At 40.9% G+C, this 20,058-nt stretch carries 22 protein-coding genes; 11 read left to right on the top strand and 11 right to left on the bottom strand.

The genetic code is table 11. The annotated features are described in order from the left end of the window. Window positions 1–153 precede the first annotated feature (153 nt). The 6 genes from AB0756_RS22280 (at window position 154) to AB0756_RS22255 (ending at window position 8,079) form a co-directional block, all read left to right on the top strand. Entirely contained in the window at window positions 154–3,435 is a 3,282-nt protein-coding gene (locus AB0756_RS22280; RefSeq protein WP_038083608.1) for a helicase-related protein, read from the top strand. 21 nt (window positions 3,436–3,456) lie between these two features. After that, window positions 3,457–3,741, top strand: coding sequence for a hypothetical protein (locus AB0756_RS22275; RefSeq protein ID WP_050046847.1), 285 nt, complete (start codon window positions 3,457–3,459; stop codon window positions 3,739–3,741). Between the two features lie 398 nt (window positions 3,742–4,139). After that, the gene (locus AB0756_RS22270; RefSeq protein WP_038083610.1) at window positions 4,140–4,811 is read left to right on the top strand and encodes a hypothetical protein; all 672 of its coding nucleotides are present in this window, start codon (window positions 4,140–4,142) and stop codon (window positions 4,809–4,811) included. 398 nt (window positions 4,812–5,209) lie between these two features. Beyond that, window positions 5,210–5,881 (top strand): hypothetical protein, encoded by a 672-nt coding sequence (locus tag AB0756_RS22265; RefSeq protein WP_408019861.1) that lies wholly within the window; start codon window positions 5,210–5,212, stop codon window positions 5,879–5,881. A 498-nt stretch (window positions 5,882–6,379) separates the two neighbouring features. Beyond that, window positions 6,380–7,051 (top strand): hypothetical protein, encoded by a 672-nt coding sequence (locus AB0756_RS22260; RefSeq protein WP_038083614.1) that lies wholly within the window; start codon window positions 6,380–6,382, stop codon window positions 7,049–7,051. Between the two features lie 47 nt (window positions 7,052–7,098). Continuing rightward, window positions 7,099–8,079 (top strand): DNA-methyltransferase, encoded by a 981-nt coding sequence (locus AB0756_RS22255; protein WP_038083616.1) that lies wholly within the window; start codon window positions 7,099–7,101, stop codon window positions 8,077–8,079. A gap of 29 nt (window positions 8,080–8,108) precedes the next feature. Here AB0756_RS22255 and AB0756_RS22250 read toward each other — a convergent pair whose 3' ends face one another. Then, on the bottom strand, window positions 8,109–8,702 hold the full coding sequence (locus tag AB0756_RS22250; protein WP_038083624.1) for a PDDEXK family nuclease: 594 nt from the start codon (window positions 8,700–8,702) through the stop codon (window positions 8,109–8,111). Window positions 8,703–8,887: 185 nt separating this feature from the next. Between AB0756_RS22250 and AB0756_RS22245 the strand changes: the two genes are divergently transcribed. Beyond that, entirely contained in the window at window positions 8,888–9,211 is a 324-nt protein-coding gene (locus tag AB0756_RS22245) for a hypothetical protein (protein WP_038083626.1), read from the top strand. 29 nt (window positions 9,212–9,240) lie between these two features. Here the strand turns inward: AB0756_RS22245 and AB0756_RS22240 are convergent, their stop codons facing one another. From AB0756_RS22240 to AB0756_RS22225, 4 genes are all read right to left on the bottom strand, one after another. Continuing rightward, complete coding sequence (locus AB0756_RS22240) at window positions 9,241–10,968, bottom strand: NAD+ synthase (RefSeq protein ID WP_038083629.1); 1,728 nt, start codon at window positions 10,966–10,968, stop codon at window positions 9,241–9,243. Window positions 10,969–11,026: 58 nt separating this feature from the next. Continuing rightward, window positions 11,027–11,773 (bottom strand): NUDIX hydrolase, encoded by a 747-nt coding sequence (locus AB0756_RS22235; protein ID WP_038083633.1) that lies wholly within the window; start codon window positions 11,771–11,773, stop codon window positions 11,027–11,029. Window positions 11,774–11,864: 91 nt separating this feature from the next. After that, window positions 11,865–12,452 (bottom strand): nicotinate-nucleotide adenylyltransferase, encoded by a 588-nt coding sequence (locus AB0756_RS22230; protein WP_038083637.1) that lies wholly within the window; start codon window positions 12,450–12,452, stop codon window positions 11,865–11,867. Between the two features lie 2 nt (window positions 12,453–12,454). Further along, complete coding sequence (locus tag AB0756_RS22225; protein ID WP_202048656.1) at window positions 12,455–13,873, bottom strand: nicotinate phosphoribosyltransferase; 1,419 nt, start codon at window positions 13,871–13,873, stop codon at window positions 12,455–12,457. Window positions 13,874–14,251: 378 nt separating this feature from the next. On the opposite strand from AB0756_RS22225, the gene AB0756_RS22220 reads away from it, so the two are divergent. Continuing rightward, on the top strand, window positions 14,252–14,404 hold the full coding sequence (locus AB0756_RS22220; RefSeq protein ID WP_167844756.1) for a hypothetical protein: 153 nt from the start codon (window positions 14,252–14,254) through the stop codon (window positions 14,402–14,404). Window positions 14,405–14,474: 70 nt separating this feature from the next. On the opposite strand, the gene AB0756_RS22215 is transcribed toward AB0756_RS22220, so the two are convergent. Then, window positions 14,475–15,086, bottom strand: coding sequence for a hypothetical protein (locus AB0756_RS22215; protein WP_038083643.1), 612 nt, complete (start codon window positions 15,084–15,086; stop codon window positions 14,475–14,477). Between the two features lie 435 nt (window positions 15,087–15,521). Then, window positions 15,522–15,653: a hypothetical protein gene (locus AB0756_RS22210; protein ID WP_272899795.1), complete on the bottom strand. Its 132-nt coding sequence runs from the start codon at window positions 15,651–15,653 to the stop codon at window positions 15,522–15,524. A gap of 129 nt (window positions 15,654–15,782) precedes the next feature. On the opposite strand from AB0756_RS22210, the gene AB0756_RS22205 reads away from it, so the two are divergent. After that, window positions 15,783–16,226: a hypothetical protein gene (locus tag AB0756_RS22205; protein ID WP_137986601.1), complete on the top strand. Its 444-nt coding sequence runs from the start codon at window positions 15,783–15,785 to the stop codon at window positions 16,224–16,226. A gap of 18 nt (window positions 16,227–16,244) precedes the next feature. On the opposite strand, the gene AB0756_RS22200 is transcribed toward AB0756_RS22205, so the two are convergent. After that, window positions 16,245–16,961 carry a diacylglycerol/polyprenol kinase family protein gene (locus AB0756_RS22200; RefSeq protein WP_050046844.1) on the bottom strand — a complete coding sequence of 239 codons (717 nt, stop codon included), beginning with the start codon at window positions 16,959–16,961 and terminating at the stop codon, window positions 16,245–16,247. Between the two features lie 61 nt (window positions 16,962–17,022). Here AB0756_RS22200 and yidD point away from each other — a divergent pair, with 61 nt between their 5' ends. Both yidD and AB0756_RS22190 read left to right on the top strand, forming a co-directional pair. Further along, window positions 17,023–17,280: a membrane protein insertion efficiency factor YidD gene (gene yidD / locus AB0756_RS22195; RefSeq protein ID WP_038083647.1), complete on the top strand. Its 258-nt coding sequence runs from the start codon at window positions 17,023–17,025 to the stop codon at window positions 17,278–17,280. Between the two features lie 16 nt (window positions 17,281–17,296). After that, complete coding sequence (locus AB0756_RS22190) at window positions 17,297–18,004, top strand: M15 family metallopeptidase (protein WP_038083649.1); 708 nt, start codon at window positions 17,297–17,299, stop codon at window positions 18,002–18,004. Window positions 18,005–18,102: 98 nt separating this feature from the next. Here the strand turns inward: AB0756_RS22190 and AB0756_RS22185 are convergent, their stop codons facing one another. The 3 genes from AB0756_RS22185 to AB0756_RS22175 form a co-directional block, all read right to left on the bottom strand. Then, window positions 18,103–18,576, bottom strand: coding sequence for a TspO/MBR family protein (locus AB0756_RS22185; protein WP_038083651.1), 474 nt, complete (start codon window positions 18,574–18,576; stop codon window positions 18,103–18,105). A 139-nt stretch (window positions 18,577–18,715) separates the two neighbouring features. Continuing rightward, the gene (locus AB0756_RS22180) at window positions 18,716–19,189 is read right to left on the bottom strand and encodes a TspO/MBR family protein (RefSeq protein ID WP_038083653.1); all 474 of its coding nucleotides are present in this window, start codon (window positions 19,187–19,189) and stop codon (window positions 18,716–18,718) included. Window positions 19,190–19,305: 116 nt separating this feature from the next. After that, window positions 19,306–19,983 (bottom strand): response regulator, encoded by a 678-nt coding sequence (locus AB0756_RS22175; RefSeq protein ID WP_038083654.1) that lies wholly within the window; start codon window positions 19,981–19,983, stop codon window positions 19,306–19,308. Window positions 19,984–20,058: the final 75 nt, after the last annotated feature.

The following is a 20,058-nucleotide window of genomic DNA, read 5'->3' as shown; positions in this document are numbered from 1 at the left end:
CCCTGTCCTATTTTTTACGAAGGAAGGGGGTTAAGTTATTTTGGCGGCAGATACTTTGGTTTCGTTGCAGAAACTCGGCACTCAACTATCTTCCGTACTGTCCAACCTAAAACAATATATGTGACTATTTTAGTGGTAAAAGGTTTGTAACTTATGCCTCTCCCCGATTACATAGACAATAAACAACATAAACTGGAAGACGTTTTGCGAGCGCTCATTTTAGATGAGAGCCAAACAAACCTAGACATTGCTACTGGATTTTTCCGAATAGAGGCGTGGATACGGCTAGAAGCAGCTTTTAATGCTTTAACTAATTTACGTCTACTGATCGGTCGCGACCCCACAATTCGACCAGCAGAGGGCGATCGTATTGACTTAACCAGCTATTTTCACCATGACGTACAAAAACAGTTAGAAGTAGAAAAATATAAGCTGAAATATAAACAGCAAATTGACCGTTTAATTGCATACCTACAGCAAGATCATATCCATGTCAGACTTTACGGAGCCATTGGTGAAGGAGCGCAGTTTCTACATGCCAAAGCTTATGTTTTTGATAATTATAGTATTATTGGCTCCAGTAACTTTACACCTGCCGGCTTGAGTGGCAATACAGAATTAAATGTATTAAATAAAACTTTAGTAATAGCCCAAGACCTTCGCCAAAATTGGTTTGAAAAATTCTGGGCAGACAAAAGTGTTGATCGTGAATACAAAGACAAACTAATTAATGCTTTAAATGCCTCTAAATTCGGTAGTAAAGCTTATACACCCTACCAAGTGTTTTTAAAAGCACTTTACGAACTTTTTAAAGAAGACACCTTGCCAGATACAAGCATTCGCACAAGTTTAGAACTAGCTAGTTTTCAACAAGAAGGTTTTGAACGTGCTGTCAGATTATTGGAGCGCCACCGAGGTTGCATAGTAGCAGATGCAGTTGGCTTAGGCAAAACTTACATTGGTTTGCGGGTACTTGACCACTATCTGATCAAAGACAAGCGTCCTGGTTATGTACCTCGTGCCTTGATTGTATGCCCTGCCCAATTACGAGATTTAGTGTGGTTGAAAAAGTTAGATGAATTTGGAATTAAGGCAGATGTAGTTTCTCAGGAAGAAATTAGTCGTAAAACCTTCGACATCCGTCGTTACAACAAGCATGACATCATCGTCGTGGATGAGTCTCATAACTTTCGTAATAGTGCAACAAATAGATACATAAATTTACAGAAATTGATTGGTAGTGGCAAGCGAAATAAGCGGGTATTATTGCTAACCGCAACACCATTAAACACTAGCATTTATGACCTTTATCATCAAATTTTACTGCTGACACGGAACACAGAAAAATATTATCAAGGATGGGGAATACCCAATCTCAAAACTTATTTTAAAGAGTTAGCAAAAGGTGAGGCAGAAATTACTGAACTGCTGTTTCAAACAATGGTAAGACGCTCTCGCAAAGATGTTATCAAGCGACAGTTAGCAGGGGAAGAAATTTACATTAGTGGTCAAAAAATTAGCTTTCCTAAGCGTCAATTAAAACAATTCACTTATAATTTTGAGGCTTGTTACCAGGGTCTTTACGCTAGAATTGCCAATCAAATTGATGAATTACATTTAGCTCCATATAACATCAAAGCTTTTAAACAACAAAAAACTAAGCAAGAAAATGATGACATACTGCGGAATGATGCCCTTATCGCCTTAATGAAGTCACTGTATCTAAAACGGCTAGAAAGTTCTCTAATTGCATTTGAAAGCAGTATCTGCAAGCAGAAAGATTTTCAAGAGAGATTTTTTACTTTGTTACAACGGGGGAAGCTGCTAGACAGCAAAAATTTTCGCAAGATTCTAGCAGCAGAGACAGATGAAGAAGATAATATTTCTGTTAATGAGTTAATTGAATCTTTGGATGAAATTGACCTGAATGATTACCAAATTGATGAGTTAAGCAGTCGTATTCAATCAGATCTTAATATCCTTACCAGTATTCATAATCAACTATTGCAAATTCAAAAAAATGTAAAAATAGGACAAGAATCCGATCTCAAGCTAGTAGAATTTAAACAATTGCTAAAGAACGAACTTAAGGCTAAAAAAGTTTTAGTATTTAGCTATTTCAAAGATACTGCCGATTATTTGTACAAACAGTTGATAGCAGATGATGAGTGGTTAAAGGAGATGTCAATAGATGATCGTCTACTAACTATTGACAAAATAACTGGCGAAACTGCTGGTAAGCAAAGAGAAGAAAAAGTTAAGCAATTTGCGCCCAAAGCTAACAACCAAAGTCAGCAAGAACAGCAAAATTCTCAGAAACAGGAAATTGACATTCTTATTTGTACCGACGTTTTATCGGAAGGCCAAAACTTACAAGATGCAGGTGTTTTAATTAACTATGACTTGCATTGGAACCCAGTAAGAATGATTCAGCGTGCTGGTCGGATTGACCGTTTAGGCACTAACTATGAAGAACTATTAATTTATAACTGCTTTCCCGAAGAAGGTTTGGAAGCTTTACTCGGATTGGTGCGGCGATTACAAAGTCGAATTGCTATGATTAATGAGAAAGTTGGATTAGATGCTAGTGTTTTAGGAGAAATCATTTCAGAGAAATCATTGGAAGAATTATACCGACTTAAGAAAGCAATGAGTGATGCAGATAAAGAGGCAATTTTAGAGGAACTAGAACAAGTTGCTGATTTGGCTTCTTTAGAAGAAATGCGTTTACCTCTACTAGAATTTTTCCAACAAGAAGGTGAGCAAGCAGCTGAAGAAATTCCACTAGGAATTCACAGCACGCGCCATTTTCATATCCCTGAAATGAAAGATGGGGGAATATTTCTGGCATTTCGTGCCAAAGATAAACACTTCTGGCAATTTTATCCCCGTATTAATGATGTAATTTCCCTTAATCAAGACCTACGAATTAGCGACAAGCGTAAAATCTTTAATTGGCTAAAATGTAAAGCGGAAGGCTTTCCGCTTCCAGAGAAACTGCTTCCAGTCAAGTTTGACAACTCTATATTTGATATTTTGGAAGGGGCTATATGTAACTTGATGGCTTACTTTAAAAAGCAACAAGCTGGTAGCCAATTAAAACCTAAGCTAAATAAACGTTTACAGCAAATTTATCACGCTTTGACTGAATTGAAACCTTTCAATGAAGAACCAACATATCAAGAGATGAGGCAGCGAGTATTAAAGGTTATTACCACAGTTAATCTTCGTGTCTATGAGCGTGACATAAAAGCAAATTGGGAAAGATACCTTGAAAACAAAGACTTACATACACTAGTTTCTGCGCTAGATGAATTGTTTGTCGATCAAGATCAATATCATGAAATTGAGGAAGAAAGAGAAGTAAATCCATCAGAAATTATTGAGGAAGAAGATATTCAGCTTGTTTGTTACCAGTGGTTTCAAGCAGAATAGCGCTGGCTTCTTAAATTTCTATTGTATGCAAGAGGTTCCCCAGAAAGATATTCGACTCGAAAGCAGAAACACAAACAGAATCAACCGAAAAAAGAGCCAATACCATGGAGATATGTCGGTTATGGCAGAGAATCTCAGCCCCCCAGACTCTCTGGAGAATACCAACCCCCCAGAATATCTGAAAAAGCAGGCTTGATTGTAGAACAACTTAGCGAACAAAATAGCGAGCCAAGACGTTTTCTCATTGAAGAGGCGGTTTTGTTGCTCGCAGAAAAATTCCAGCAAGTACTTTTTGCAGTGGCTTAGCTGTGTTCAAAAAATTCAGAATCAACGCTCAAGCCTGTTTCCCTTAATTACCAAGAATCAAGCTTTTGGGCTTTTATTCCTTACTTAGAAATGAGAGCGAAACTGCTCACAAAAACAATTTGTAGCGTTGCGATCGCTCGAACGCGCAAGCCGTACTCGGCTTATCGCTTTTTACAATAGATGATTTTATGTCGAGAAAATCTCCCTTGTTTTCGCGCTCATGTTGAGTATGCGGAGTGATTCTTTTTTCTCTGGAAATTCTAAAATCCTACAGAAAATTTTACAAGAAAAATTTCCGGATTATTGTATGATGAGTGAAAGAGGAAGCGCTTATGTTGACTGCAAGAGCACTTCCTCAAAAAAATAAATTTAATAATTAATTCTGGAGTGATCTTAGCATGATTAAAGCACCGGAAACAGCTCCTGCTGTGAATTTTTCTGAAACAATTGCTGGGGAAGTTCAATATCTCATCCGCAGACTCGCTAAGCCGGGTAAAGACTTGATAAAAGAAGTCATAAGCGAGATTACCTACACAAATCCCTCCTTATTACTAGGAGCAGCCAAAATTGGGCAATTATTGCTTTTCCTCAAAGATCGACTCAAGCCCAAACAATACGAACACGCCCTAGCCAACTCTTTGGGATGGATATCAGGTATTGCCAACCAGTTGTTAAAACTAGCCCCCATACTTGGAAGTTTCACCACAAAACAACTCGAGCAAATCAATCGCCACCTCTCGCCGTCAGCACTCTACAAATTAGCTACGGGTCGGACACCAGTTGAAGTTATCAAATCCGTACTGGAAAAAGCTTGCACCCAAGAGGTTTCCAAACAAGATCTTCAAATCGAAACCAAGAAACACAAAGACAATCAACCGAAACAAGAGCCAACGCCATGGAGATATGTCGGTCATGGCAGAGAATATCAGCCACCCAGAATTTCTGAAAAAGCAGGCTTGATTGTAGAACAACTGAGCGAACACAATAGCGAGCCACGACGTTTTCTCATCGAAGAGGCGGTTTTGTTGCTCGCAGAGAAATTCCAGCAAGTACTTTTTGCAGTGGCTTAGCTCTGTTCAAAAAATTCAGAATCAGCGCTCAAGCCTGTTTCCCTTAATTGCCAAGAAACAAGCTCTTGGGTTTTTATTCGTTACTTAGAAATGAGAGCGAAACTGCTCGCAAAAACAATTTGCAGCGTTGCGATCGCTCGAACGCGCAAGCCGTACTCGGCTTATCGCTTTTTACAATAGATGATTTATGTCGAGAAAATCTCCCTTGTTTTCGCGCTCATGTTGAGTATGCGGAGCGATTCTTTTTTCTCTGGAAATTCTAAAATTCTATAGAAAATTTTACAAGAAAAATTTCCGGATTATTGTATGATGAGCGAAAGAGGAAGCGCTCGTGTTGACAGCAAGAGCACTTCCTCGAAAAAATAAACTAATAAACATAATTCTGGAGTGATCTTAGCATGATTAAAGCACCGGAAACAGCTCCTGCTGTGAATTTTTCTGAAACAATTGCTGGGGAAGTTCAATATCTCATCCGCAGACTCGCTAAGCCGGGTAAAGACTTGATAAAAGAAGTCATAAGCGAGATTACCTACACAAATCCCTCCTTATTACTAGGAGCAGCCAAAATTGGGCAATTATTGCTTTTCCTCAAAGATCGACTCAAGCCCAAACAATACGAACACGCCCTAGCCAACTCTTTGGGATGGATATCAGGTATTGCCAACCAGTTGTTAAAACTAGCCCCCATACTTGGAAGTTTCACCACAAAACAACTCGAGCAAATCAATCGCCACCTCTCGCCGTCAGCACTCTACAAATTAGCTACGGGTCGGACACCAGTTGAAGTTATCAAATCCGTACTGGAAAAAGCTTGCACCCAAGAGGTTTCCAAACAAGATCTTCAAATCGAAACCAAGAAACACAAAGACAATCAACCGAAACAAGAGCCAACGCCATGGAGATATGTCGGTCATGGCAGAGAATATCAGCCACCCAGAATTTCTGAAAAAGCAGGCGCGATCGTAGAACAACTGAGCGAACACAATAGCGAGCCACGACGTTTTGTCATCGAAGAGGCGGTTTTGTTGCTCGCAGAAAAATTCCAGCAAGTACTTTTTGCGGTGGCTTAGCTCTGTTCCAAAAATGCAGAATCAACGCTCAAGCCTGTTTCTTTGAATTGCCAAGAATCAAGCTCTTGGGCTTTTATCCAAACGCCGTAATACCTCATTCAACGGGTGCGATGGGGATGTAAGGCGGCAATTGACGAATGCATCTTCGACCAATTTTTATCATAGGTAAAAGAGGGAGAAGATGTATGAGGCATGAGCTATCTCTGAGAATGCTTAACTTGCAGCGTTGCGATCGCTCAACAGCGCAAGCCGTACTCGGCTTATCGCTTTTTACAATAGATGATTTTATGTCGAGAAAATCTCCCTTGTTTTCGCGCTCATGTTGAGTATGCGGAGTGATTCTTTTTTCTCTGGAAATTCTAAAATCCTACAGAAAATTTTACAAGAAAAATTTCCGGATTATTGTATGATGAGTGAAAGAGGAAGCGCTCATGTTGACTGCAAGAGCACTTCCTCAGAAAAATCAATTTATTTAAATTATTCTGGAGTGATCTTAGCATGATTAAAGCACCGGAAACAGCTCCCGCTGGGAATTTTTCTGAAACAATTGCAGGGGAAGTTCAATACCTCATTCGCAGACTCGCTAAGCCGGGTAAAGACTTGATAAAAGAAGTCATCAGCGAGATAACCTACACAAATCCTTCCTTATTACTAGGAGCCGCCAAAATTGGGCAATTGTTGCTTTTCCTCAAAGATCAACTCAAGCCCAAACAGTATGAACAAGCCCTAGCCAACTCTTTGGGATGGATATCAGGTATTGCCAACCAGTTGTTAAAACTAGCCCCCATACTTGGGAACTTCACCACAAAACAACTCGAGCAAATCAATCGCCACCTCTCTCCGTCAGCACTTTACAAATTAGCCACGGGTCGGACGCCAATAGAGGTTATCAAGTCAGTATTGGAAAAAGCTTGTACCCAAGAGGTTTCCAAACAAGATATTCAAATCGAAACCAAGAAACACAAAGACAATCAACCAAAAAAAGAGCCAACGCCATGGAGATATGTCGGTCATGGCAGAGAATATCAGCCACCCAGAATTTCTGAAAAAGCAGGCGCGATCGTAGAACAACTGAGCGAACACAATAGCGAGCCACGACGTTTTGTCATTGAAGAGGCGGTTTTGTTGCTCGCAGAGAAATTCCAGCAATCACTTCTTGTAGTGGCTTGATATTGATTAGAATTGAGTGACAGCCTGAGTAAAAGAAAAAACCATCAATGTCTTCTGTTTGCCTCATATCTCCTTTGACTGCTACTAATCAAAACTTAATAGAGGCATATCAAAGCGATTATGGCATTCTCTACCAAGGCGATTGTCTCAAGTTTCTCAATGCTCTTCCCGATACGTGTGTCGATCTAGCATTTGCCGATCCGCCTTTCAACCTAGGTAAGGATTACGGCAAAGGTGTGAACGACCAAATGAAATCCGAGGAATACCTTGAATGGTCAAAACAGTGGCTGAGTGAAAGCATTCGTGTTTTAAAACCTGGAGGCAGTTTATTTATTTTCAACTTGCCTAAATGGTGTATCGAGTATGGTGCATACCTCAACCAAAAAGGTATGCTTTTTCGCCATTGGATTGCATGCAGGATGCCAAAAGCTTTTCCTCGTGGCAAGCGAATGTCCCCGGCTCATTATGGATTGCTTTACTATACGAAAGGAGAACCCACTGTTTTCAATAAAGTATATACACCCATTCAAGTTTGCCGACATTGTGGAGGAGAAATTCGCGATTACGGCGGACATCGTAAAAAGCTAAATCCTCAAGGCATCAATTTGATGGATATTTGGGATACTCCTGAAGATGTCTGGGAAGATGCATCGGGCGATCGCACTGAAGAAACTTTTTGGACAGAGCTTGAGGAAATGTGGAGCGACATTCCACCAGTACGACACCGCCAATATAAAACAAGAGGTGCTAATGAATTAGCTCCGATTATGCTAGAACGTATCATTGCCATGGCATCAAACCCAGGACAAATAGTTATCGACCCCTTTGGCGGTTCTGGAACTACATTTTATGCCGCAGAGAAGTTGCATCGGTATTGGCTTGGTACAGAAATTGGTGATGTTGAGCCAGCAGTTAAGCGACTAAAAGATTTAGCGCTTGGGAAAGTAGAAGAATGGGAATCAGCTAGGGGCAAGAAAAAAGCGAAAATTTTGCACAATGATTCAAAACAACTAGATTTATTTTCTTAAAAATCAGACGATAAGTTTTCAGTGATGCTCTAGATTAAAGCACGACCATCTGTTCCTTTTGTGATTCTTGCTACGTTGCTGTCTTGAGCATCATGTTCAACTACAAAGATAGCAAGGAATCCTTCATTAATGTTCACCGATCGCCATACATCAAAGTAAGGTTCTAATTCCTCATAATTTCCTACTCTATCAGTAAGATAAGGGTAAAGTTTCCTACTAGGAAGCACTAAAGCCGAACCTAAAAACACACCCCGCAAAAGACCAAGAACTAGTTTATTGACTGCACGGTGACTTGATGAAATATTGCCAGTTTCCCATTCAAGAGCAAAAAGATGTCCGTTTAAAGCTTTTGTTGCATCAACTCGTCCAGGTGATTTAGTTGCATAGGTTATTTTTGTTTCCAGTTGCCAACCAAAAGTTTCCTTAAGAAAAGCCATACAAGCATTTTTGATAGGCTTGACTCCATTCCCGTGGGGTGTTGGATTGATTGTGAAGTTTGAGGTGCCAGGAGGCCAAACTATTAACTGAATAGCACTGCGAATTTCGTTTTGAATAGTCACCCACTGTTGAGACTTTTCAAAACTACCACGACTCATTAAGGATACTTCTTGTACAATCTTCATAGTTTGGGAGCATTCGCTTTTGGATTCTAATTTGCTAGGGTAGATTTACAGTATTTGAAATTGGCACTCCCCACAGCTTATAATAAGTGCTTGGACAATCCAAGAGCATTCCTTCCTTCGCTACAGCCCGGTTGTCTTATCGAAATTGTTCCTAATTGATAACTAATAATACTGAGGTAACTACGATGGATTATCGGATAGAAAAATTACTGAATCGGCAAATTGAGTTGATAGAAAGATTACAAGATAGAGCTGATGAAATCTTGGATTGGCGAACTTCTCCAGATAACGCAGAAGCTGTTTTAGGATACTTTGAAGCTCTAGAATGTGCCGTGGAAAGTTTAGAGGGTTTATCTGAATCGTATCAAAAGTCAAAAGATTGGAATTTTGAGGACAACAAAGAGCGCAAGCGAGATCGCAACAAAGATGATGAGGACAGAAATGACTACCGGATAAGCAGTCGCGATGGAGATGACAGGGATGAATATCAAGACAGAAGGCGATTGTAGCTCCATCTTAGCAACCATCCCTATCAGGCTCAGGCATTATATTTTATACCCACCCATTTACTTGCAATAGGCATTCGCCAACCAGTACCAAAAGCGCGATCGGTAATCTTTAACCCAGGAGGTGCTTGTCTCCTTTTAAATTCTGCACGCGCCACTAGATCGATGACTCTGTCCACAATTCCCGGCTCGTGACCTCCAGCAACAATTTGTCCGGGGGATTGGTGGTGGTGAATCAAGCGTTCCAAGATATCATCCAACACATCATAGGGCGGAAGAGAATCTTGGTCAACTTGACCGGGTTTGAGTTCCGCACTAGGTGCTTTACTCAGAACGTTTTCTGGAATTATAGATTGAGAATGGGAAGGTATTTTCCCCAAGACCCCCTTCCCACTCAAGAGCGCCTGAGTGTTCAACCACTGGCAAATTGAATAAACGCGAGTTTTTGGAACATCCGCGATCGCAGCCAATCCACCATTCATATCCCCATAAAGGGTGCAGTAACCAACTGCAATTTCTGATTTATTACCAGTCGATAAGAGAAGATGACCGAATTTGTTAGAAATTGCCATCAACAAATTCCCCCTAATCCGGGATTGAAGATTCTCCTCTGCCAAGCCAAACTCCGTTCCTGCAAACAACTCAGCTAAGGTATTGTCATAACCTTCCATCAACTTCCCTATGGGCAAAATCTGAGTTTTCATCCCCAAATTATTTGCCAATGCCAAAGCATCACTAATGGAATGATCCGAACTGTAAGGTGAAGGCAAAAGAACACCGAGGACACTGTCTTGTCCCAATGCTGCAGTCGCCACAGCAGCGACTAACGAAGAATCTATACCACCGCTCAAACCCAGCACAACTTTGGAAAAGCCACACTTACGCACGTAATCGCGGACTCCCAAAACCAAACCATGCCATATTTCCTCATCTTCAGATTCATATCTTGGTGCAATAGAACTCAATTGCAAATCTCTCTGCACCTCATCAAATTCCACCACAACCAAGTCTTTCTCAAACCCAGAAGCACGACAGACCATTTCACCTTGACGGTTGAGGGCAAAACTTCTGCCATCAAAAATTAAATCGTCATTTCCCCCAACCTGATTGGCGTAAATAATCGGTTGTTGATAGCGCACGACACTGTGTTTGAGCATTTCTTCTCGAAACCTCTGTTTCCCCACACTGTAGGGAGAAGCAGACAAATTCACAATAAAATCTACGCCTAAAATTGCTAGATCCGCAATTGGATTTGTGGTGTAACTGCGTTTGCCCCAGAATTCTTCATCATTCCACAAATCTTCGCAAATAGTGACGCCAATATGAATATCATCTAAAGAAAAATAATTGGCTTGCAAACCGGGCTCAAAATAGCGGTTTTCATCAAAAACATCATAAGTCGGCAAAAGACGCTTGTGAAAAATTTGCTTTACCTGACCTTTTTCCAACAAAGCAATGCTATTAAATAACGTTTTGCCACCATTACTATGAGCTTTGAGATTCTCATCAACAGTTCCTACCAAAACAGCGAGTTCTGATGGCAAATCCCTTGCTAATTGTTGCAAATGATAATTCATTGCCAATAGAAAACTGGGATTGAGCAATAAATCTCTAGGAGGGTAACCACATAACGAAAGTTCTGGAGTCAATAGCAAACGCGATCCAACACTCGCAGCTTTTTTTGCCGCTTCCAGAATCTCTTTTGCATTACCCGGCAAATCACCAATAATAGGATTAAGTTGAGCGATCGCAATCTTCATTTTCTTCTCTGTACGCTTTTCGCGTCTGTGTCCTTACGGAAACGTTACACGAATGCGGTTAAATAAAAACTAAAGGTTTATCTTTAAACGGAGCAAAAGCTTCGGCATCAAACCGATATAAACTAGCTGGACGACCAGCCCCACGCGATACCTTTATTCCTGTATCGCATAAAAAACCCAACTTCAACAGGCGGGCGCGGAAATTAGAATAATCAGAAAAGTTTTCCCCCAAAACCGTAGTATATAACTGATATAAATCATTCAAAGTAAACATTTCTGGCAAAACTTCAAAAGCCACCGGGCTGTACTCCAACTTATTTCGCAAACGCCTGTGTCCGTAAGCCAGAATTTCGTTGTGATCGAAAGCCAATTGTGGCACTTGCTTGACAGGATACCAAGCGATTCCCGTCATGCGATCGGCAATTAATTCCGCTTCCTCAAATCGCACGAGAGCAAAATAACTGACCGAAAGATAACGCACGCCATAACTATCACTAGCTTCCCGTGGATCGCGTTGCGGTCCCCCAAAGGTATACAACTGCTCCAAATATAGATTTTTTGCTCTAATTTTCTCTGACAAAATGCGGTAAGCCGCATCTTCCAAAGACTCGCCTTGACGCACCAAAGTACCGGGAAGGCTCCAATGATTCAAAAATGGCTCCTGCTGTCTCATCACTAGTAACACAAGCAGGCGATTTTGGGCAGTATCTACAGAAAAAATAACATTATCCACACCAACCTTAAAATCCGCTAAAGGGGGTTGATTGAGTGGAGCAACAAACTTTCTTTGGCTGCGTCCTGGCATAGGAATCAATTGTTCAAAGCAATGAAGTTTTTAACAGTGACCAGTGACCCTCCCTTGTTCCACCACTGACCGGTGATTAATTAGATTTTGTTTAACAGGCTACATTGTTGGATAAACATTTATACAAATGCTCTTTATGAATGTAGTCAACTACGAGAGGTGTTAGGGCTTCGCTATCGCCACTTTCTCGATAAGCAGTTGAAGAAACATCCGGACCGATAAAATTGGCAAACTCGATTTTTCCTCCCAATTTTTGTACGATATGCACGCTAGATTCATCTATAACGAAACCCGGACGCGGTACGACTAGAAGTTGTACTTGTTGTAATAACTCTTCAATTCGATACCATCTTGGCAGTTGAGCTAGCAAATCCGAACCTACGACTAAAGTAAACTCCGATCGATCTGGCCAAAGAGCTTTTGCTTTTTCTAATGTTTCTAAAGTTCTCAAACTACTTAATTGCTGTTCCAATCCAATGTTGTCTTGAGGCGCATCGATATCCTTAATTAACAAATGTAGCATCGCTACGCGATGTTCCAATCTGGTTTGATGGGACTTAAAAGGATTGTCTGCAGCCCAAACTGCTACCCAGTCGTATTTATTAGACAGCCATTTGATAATAGCTTGATGTCCTGCGGTTGGTGGATCGGCACTCGTACCAAATAATGCGATTCTCATGGTTAGTGGTTGGTGGTTAGGGTTTGTTTTCTGGTTTGTTGTGTCAGTTCCTCTAGGGGGATCGAGATATTTACTGGTACTGACGTAGGGTTATTCAGTTGTCTGACCTCTTCCGGTAAACTAGCGACTGAGGCAGTTGTACGCTGCCGAATTTGTGCTATGTTTTCAGGCGATCGCACTCTTTGTCCCTCTTTCATAAAGAGTTCCAATAAAGGTTGTTCCTCCAAACAATCTTCTGTAGCCAGTCCCAACTTATCGGCTTTCACCTTCCCTCCCACTAAAGTGCGAAAAATTTGCTTGCGTCCTGGATAAGTTCCTTTACCAGTTGATTGTTTCATCACTGGGATACCATCTATTTCCACCAGTTTGTAAACTCCGTTTACGGAAGAACCGGTCACTAAACGGGTTCCCAAGCCATAACCATCAATCTCAGCACCAGCCGCCTTTAACTTTGCTATTTCCCACTCGTCCAAGTCCCCACTGGCAAAAATCGACACTCCAGGAAGCAACAACTTCACTTGTTTTGACAGGGATACCAAATCTCCTGAGTCCAGCCTGACACCAGATAATTCCATTTCCCCAGAATTGACCTTTTGGGCTAAACGGCGAGCAGCCGCTATGGAATCATAAGTATCAATCAACAATGGCGCACCTGGAAAATAACGGTGAAATGCGGTAAAAGCTTGTTCTTCGTTACCTTCCATTGCTGATAATGCCATAACCAAAGAATGAGCCATTGTACCACTGGGCTTTTGCCCCAGTTGCAGTGCTGCTAACACATTTGATGTCGCATCCAAACCACCAGCTAAAGCCGCACGTGCAGCCCATAAAGCAGCTTGTGGGCTAAATGCCCTTCTCGTGCCAAATTCCAACAGCGTTGCATTTTCAGATGCTACATCGCGCACTCTTGCTGCTCGTGTTGCAATTAAACTTTGATAATTCAGGGTGTTTAACAGGTAGGTTTCCACCAACTGAGCTTCCCACAGAGGTGCTTCTACTCGCAACAGCGGTTCATGGGCAAACACGGCTGTCCCTTCAGGTATTGCCCAAACATCTCCTGTAAAACGTCCTTCAGCTAGAAGTGACCAAAAACGGGTAGGCGCATTGGTGAAAATTCCTGTCGCTTGTAAAGCTTCCACTTGAGTTGCACTAAAGCGAAAATTTTCTAAATATTCCAATGCTTGTGCTAGACCCATTGCAATTAAATAACCAAAATTTTGTGGCAAGCGCCTGACGAATAACTCAAAACTCGCCCGCCGTTGTTCTACACCTTCTCCGGTGTAGCAAGCTGCCATCGTCAACTGGTAAAGGTCTGTCAGCAAACTGTAATCAAGAGATGAAAACGTTAACTCTTGATTTTCCAAACTCTGCTGCTTCTGGTGGTCTATAGATGCATAATTTACGACTGGAAAACTGGTCATGGCATAACGCCCTTGGAAGAAAGCTTATGATTTATGGTAGTTTTTACCATAAATATTGTCAACTACTAGACTGTTTTTTCTTGAAAATGCCTAAAACCCGTATTTCTACGTGGTGCATATTATTATCTTAATCTATTATTTAAAATATTTTAATAGTTGTCTGTAAAAATAAAGAACAATAGAAGAACGTTAAAGTAAGAAAAGCTTATCCTTTACTCCCAGTCGTACCCTTTTCCTTGCTTAACTATTGCAAATATCTATCTCTTATTGTTGCGGACAGTATAAATATATTTCCGATCGCGGACAACCAAAATTTTGTTAACTACACTAGAAAAACATAACAATTTAAGCAATTACAAACAAGGGAGTATTGGTATTATGGCTATCTCCAAAATGCTTGCTGATTTTACTCAGTTTGTTTCTGAAGCAGCAATGCGAATTTTTACTCCTACTAATGATGCTTATCCAAATATTGGAGTACAACCATTTACAGGGGAACCCTATAATCAAAAAACAGATAATCGGTGGTGAGCTTTAGCGAGCCGTGGTTAGCGGTTAGTATTTTTTCTAATAACTACTACTGACTAACCACTAATTCTATTTAACAATGATCCCATTCCAATTCTGCTAAGAGAAATAAGCAGAAAAACATGACAGCGCCAGTTAATAAAAACTGCAAACCACCTACATAAGGTAAACTTAAAATTCCCAACAGGTGAATAACACTTGTGAACAGTAAAGTTCGCGATCGGATTGCCAATCCCGTACAAAAATAGCCAAACGAGCACAAACCCAACCATATAGGACATAAATTTAACAGTATTTCTCCCCAGCCAAAAAAAACACCCAAGTCAGTTACAACCACACCCGATAACATCAACACAACCCAACAATATAATATCCAACAGACTTGTCTTTCTTTGACCCAATAGTGAGTCCAATAAACCATTCCTACAGTTCCAAAAATAGAAAGTATCGACCATAAAATTGCTTGTAAATGCCAACTAATAGGGAAGAACTGGGCAGTGACAAACATGGGTGCGATCGCTAAACCCCAAAGTAGAAAACATTGGTCAAGACGGGTATAAAAATTTGAATACAGTTGTCTGTTGCCTATTTGCCAGCTAACTTGCCAAAATCCCTGCAAACGATAAGTTTCTAGGGTAGCTTGTTTGCGCCGTAAAGGCGGTACGGAATTATTAAAAAAGTTCATTTGAATTTTTTGCAGAAGAAAAAATTATTTTTTTGCATCATATAGCTATATTTAGTCTTTCAATTTATTGAGTAAAACCTTTACGGGAATCTCTCTTGAGATATGACTTCTGCTTGGTTGTATTCTCTCGTTTGTTGGATTTGCGATCTCCCTTTTACATCTAAACAACAATAACTACTCTCTCATTCACAAAAACTCCTTCTAATGAAATAGGTTTTGATATTGATAAATCCCAAATTGTTATAGAATCACAACAAAAATTGGGTAAGAACCCCAACTTCTTCAAGAAGTTGGGGTTCTTGCATTAAACCAAGTGGTGTCAACAGCAAACACCCTTACTATATATGAGTCTATAAATACAGTGAGATTTTATTTGTATTGAAAAATACACGATCGCCGTTCATCGTTTTGCCTGACTTTTACCAAAAAAAACTTTTATAGCTTGTCTTCATCAGTCTTTAAGAGGATTAATTTTGTTTGTTTGCCAGGAATGCAAACATTAACAAATAATAAAGATTGTGGCAATAATAGAGTTGCGATCGCTAATAACTCTCCTTTATCTGTCATGCGTGATAACCCATTTTTATAGGCTTTGCTTTCTCTTCAACTAATTCAAAAGGATAGCTTCAGCCAAAACCTTGCAAAAGGGATTCCCAGGAGACAAAGCGGGAACAAAAAACTAGGAGCAACGAGAGAATGTTGTCTAAAAACGGTTATTTGCGGTTTGCAGTCAGTGCTTTAATATTGCTGAGTTGTTTGGGGTTTGAGACAGCCACAGCACAGACAAATCGAAGAATGAAAAACCAGCAACAGCCTTTACAAACACAGGCTGATACAAAAGTGATGAATCTCCTTTCACCTGAAGCACAAAAATATTTATCACCTGAAGATAATGTGGAATCAGAAGGAGAGATCGTACAAGCCAAGCATTACGACTGTTATAAAGCTCGTCACCGAAAAGTGCGGCATTACAGAGTGTATCATCGCAGGAATTACCGTTGTCCTTGTCCTGGCTACCATCACCGCCCTGTTCGTTACCCCCAAAAGGTCTATCACTACCACTATCATTACTACAAAGTGCATCCACGTAAGGCATACCGTCACGGAGTTCCGCATAACGGGAATTTTTATCGGTATTAATTAGTTGTTGGTGGTTGGTTACTTTAAAAACTGACCACTAACCCAATTATTCAAAAAGAAAGCGACTGCAGCGCTACCTAAAGGAACTGTCAAATTGTCAATTCCAAACATTGAAAAAACTTCTAAGCCAGTCGCAACTAAGGCGACTACCAAAGAAACTAACCAAGTTTGCCAAACATTACCCTGGAGGCTGAGTAGGATTGTACTGGCGATCGCATAGCTAACAGCAGTTACTGTGAGAGAACCTTCCAAGCTTTTTTGTCTCCCCAAAACTTTGTATTTGTGCTTACCAAATCGCTGACCGACAAGTGCTGCTAGTCCATCACCCCATGTCATCACTAAGACTCCTAAAACTGCATAGTGGGGTTGCTGTATAGACCAGAAGCAAGCTATAAGGATACCAATACTGGCAGAATAGAAAAAAGTTCCGAGACTTTTGCGCCCAACGCTATCAATACCGGGGAGAATAGGAAATCGGTAAGACAACAGGGTGGCTGCACTCGCTACAATCGAAGCGGTAATACCCACGCTGGCTGGAATACCCAACCACCAAGCAACTAAGATTATGTTTCCAGTTCCAATATGTACGATCTTTCTGACAACTTCAGGGTCTTTGTCATCAAGACGATTCACCCGCCATGCGATCAGAAGCATGAGGAATACCCAAATTGACGCAATGGCAATTTGCGTGTAAACAGGAGGGATTGATTCTAAACCAGGTAATGAATTTAGCAAAGATAAAACAAGATAAAAACTTTAGTCTTTAATACCACTTTATTAGATTTGAGCAACATAAATGAAATTATTACTCATTTTACCGATTCGCTTTTATCGAATGTTTATTTCACCGATGTTTCCTCCAAGCTGTCGCTTTCAACCAACTTGTTCAATGTACGCTCTCCAGGCTATTGAACGATTTGGGGTCTGGCGAGGTAGTTGGTTGGCTCTTCGGCGTATTTCCCGTTGTCATCCATTTCATCCCGGCGGTTACGATCCCGTACCGGAAAGAGATAGGGGGGACAGAGGAGACAAGGCAGACAAGGTAGATAAATAATAAATACTTAAATAAAATGCGACCCTATCATAAAGTACTCATTATTGAGTGTGGTGAACCTTTGGTACAGATTCCTTTGGAACTATTTGCTGTAGAATCTCCCCATCCTTATGAAAGGTTGGGTGCGCCTTATGGCGATCGCTCACCTTATTTTCTTCGTAAAAGCGTTGTTGATAGCTTGGTAGTTGCTCAAAACTATCTCCAGCAAATCCGTCCTAACTGGCTGATCCAAATTTTTGATGCCTACCGTCCCGTGGAGGTACAGCAGTTTATGGTGAGTTATGCTTTTTCCCAAGCCTTGCAGATGAGAGGGTTAAGTGAGGCTAAATTGTCACCAGAGCAGCTCGACGAGATTTGGGAGGAGGTTTATAAAATTTGGGCTGAACCCAGTTTGGATGAAAAAACACCTCCACCTCACAGCACGGGTGCAGCTGTTGACGTTACATTGGTGGATGATGCAGGAGCAATTGTCGATATGGGTTCGCCTATTGACGAGATGTCAGAGCGATCGCATCCGTCGTACTTTGGTAACGCGACCGATCTACAAGCGCAGCAGTTTCACGCTAACCGACAACTCCTGTGCGATGTTATGGAGACAGCAGGATTCAAGCGCAATCCCAGAGAGTGGTGGCATTTTTCCTCAGGCGATCAGATGTGGGCTTGGCTCAATAATGAAGCAAATCCTGACAATTCATTAAATGCACGTTACGGACGCTTATCTTAAAACGTTACCACCAACCTATGCCCGCAAGAGCTATACGCTAGTCTCCAGGGCGCAGGAAACCCGCTTACAGGGATAGACTCACCACTAACAACTAACCCTCAAGCATCTTGAGGATTAAGTTGAATTAACTCATCTGTAGTATAAGTTCCTACTGGGCTCCAGATTAAATACGGAACAAGCAGTAAAGCAGCCAGTTTAGATATTGGTAAAACGGCGATTGTCAGTAACACACCCAAAATAACGCCAATCGATCCAATAATTTCTCCGATTTTTAAACTCCGCCACCTAAGCATGAGTGGAATGTAAGAGATAGTAATAATTTCCAACAAGAGAAACAGACCCATCAAGAGCCAACTTCTCAAACTCCCTGGGTTTTGCTGCCAAACAATATTAGCGGAAGCCGCACCGCAAAGAAAAATAAAAGTCCAAATGAAGGGAATTAGTGGTTCAAAGACTAACCAACGGGGTCGCGTTAACCGTGCAAACCACTTAACGTCACGAGGTGTTATAAAAAAACTGCCAACTGCAATTGAAAAAGTGACAGCCCCAATTACCATCCAAGATTGAATCATTGCTTTATACCTTATTAAGCATTTTGTCAAGCAACACAAGGCAATTGTGGCAATTGAGGGCATAATTTTAATCAGTCGTAAGTTGGAATTGTTTCATGGCTAGTGGTTAATAGTTGGTAACAACTAACCACTCTCTAATTTACGCATCCTTTGGATTAAGTTGTATCATTTTCCCAGTAGTATACGTACCAATGGGGCTCCAAAGTAAATAAGGAACAAGAAGCAGCGCTGCCCAACCAGAAACAGATAAAACTGTGATTGCTAGTATAATTCCTACAATAAAACCCGTACCGCCAACGATCGTACCCGCTTTCAAACTGCGAAGTCGAAGCATAACCGGGTTATAAGCAACTGTAACAATTTCTAAAAGGAGATATAAAACCATGAGCAACCAAGTTTTCGTTGTTCCTGGATTTTTTTCCCAAACAATATAAGCTGACCAAGCACCACAAATAAATACTACAGTCCAGATAACTGGGATTGCTGCCTCAAAAGTAAGCCATCTCGGTCTTTGCAAACGCTTAAACCACTTGACATCGTTGGGAGTAATGATGTTAGAAGCTAATGCAACCAAGAATGCCACTCCGCCAATCACCATCCAGGATTTAATCATCCTTCACCCTTTGCTAGGCTCGCATATAAGATTTCTCAATCCAATTTTGTCAAGTTTTAGCTAAATAACTCATCAATCCTGAGTTTGAAAAAGGGAATAGGGATCGATCGCACGTTCTACACCAGACCGGAACGTAAAGCGACAACAGCTGCTTGTACGCGGTCATCAACAGAGAGTTTATTCATAATTCCGCGAACGTGTGTTTTAACAGTGTTGGGACTGAGATAGAGTTTTTCAGCAATCTCTGGATTGCTATATCCTTCTACCATCAGTTTCAACACTTCTAACTCGCGCTGAGACAAATTTGCTGTATTTCCACTAGGAGTAGGTGGTTTAAGATTTTCAATAACGCGTCTGGCAATTTGGGGATCGAGGTAAGCCGCACCTTCAACAGCAGCTGCGATCGCACTCAACAATCGTTCTACACTTGCGCCTTTGATACAATAAGCATCTGCACCACTAGATAAAGCAGCAACAATCTCTGTATCTGTTTTATGAGACGTTAACATCACCACATGAGTCTCTGGAAGCGCTGCTTTTATTTGTTGTGTTGCTGCGATTCCGTCCAAACGCGGTAATCCAATATCCATTACTACCAGATCTGGTTTTAATTTGAGTGCTGCTTGAACGCCCAAGTAACCATCTTCTGCTTGTCCGACAATTTCTAATTGGGGATGAGCCATAAGTGATTGTTCGAGTCCGAGTTGCATCATTGGGTCATCTTCGACAATAAGAACTCGTAGGGGAGAAGCATTAGCTGGCAAATTTAAGGGAAAGGAACTTTCTAAAGACATTTTTGTGAATTATGAATTATGAATTATGAATTATGAATTGTAATTGGTGAATTCTGAATTTTATTTTCATCATTT

Origin of the sequence: Tolypothrix campylonemoides VB511288_2, from assembly GCF_045999855.1 — a bacterium.
Classification (GTDB): domain Bacteria; phylum Cyanobacteriota; class Cyanobacteriia; order Cyanobacteriales; family Nostocaceae; genus Scytonema; species Scytonema bouteillei_A.
This window is presented reverse-complemented; position numbering and strand designations above follow the sequence as displayed.